The sequence below is a fragment of the Pseudomonas sp. Sample_10 genome (assembly GCF_004321495.1).
In the GTDB taxonomy this organism is placed as follows: domain Bacteria; phylum Pseudomonadota; class Gammaproteobacteria; order Pseudomonadales; family Pseudomonadaceae; genus Aquipseudomonas.
This window is the reverse complement of sequence record NZ_RCOE01000075.1, coordinates 1-681: the sequence shown is the minus strand read 5'-3', so window position 1 is coordinate 681 and position 681 is coordinate 1. Positions and strand designations below refer to the sequence as shown.

The 681-nt window shown below is 61.1% G+C and carries 1 pseudogene; it reads right to left on the bottom strand.

Annotation, left to right across the window (positions count from 1 at the left end):
• A pseudogene (locus tag D8U18_RS07080) lies at window positions 1–681 on the bottom strand (anthranilate synthase component I); the annotation flags it as partial.

The window sequence follows — 681 nt, the reverse complement described above, 5'->3', positions numbered from 1 at the left end:
TGTATTCCTTGATGGTGTCGACGGCTTTTTCGTAATCGTCCTGGGTGAAACTGGAGCGGAACACAGGGTCGGCGGCTTGCTGCTTGCTGAAATCCAGGCCACGGCGCGGGGTGATCGGCTGACGGAGTTTTTCCAGCAGCTCTTCCAGACGGGCGCGGCCTTGCTCGAAAGCGTCTTCCTGCGCCGGGTCAGCCAGGACGATGGCGTGCATCTTGCCCGCGAGGTTGTCGAACACAACCACCGCATCGGACACCATCAGCAGGATGTCCGGTACGCCCAGTGGGTCCGGGTTCGGGCACTTGCCCAGACGCTTCTCCACATAACGCACGCAGTCGTAACCGAAGTAACCCACCAGACCACCATTGAAACGCGGCAGGCCGGCAATGCTCGGCACGTTGTAGCGCGCCTTGAAGGTTTCGACGAAGGCCAACGGGTCTTCAACGTCGTGGCTTTCGGTCTCGATGCCATCGACGGTGACGCTGACGTGATGATCGTGAACCCGCATCACGGTGCGGCATGGCAAACCGATGATCGAGTAACGGCCCCACTTCTCACCGCCCTGCACCGACTCCAGCAGGTAGGAATTGGGCTCGTCGGCCAGTTTCAGGTAGATCGACAGCGGCGTATCGAAGTCGGCCAGGGTTTCGCAGGCAAGCGGGATGCGGTTGTAGCCGGCAGCGG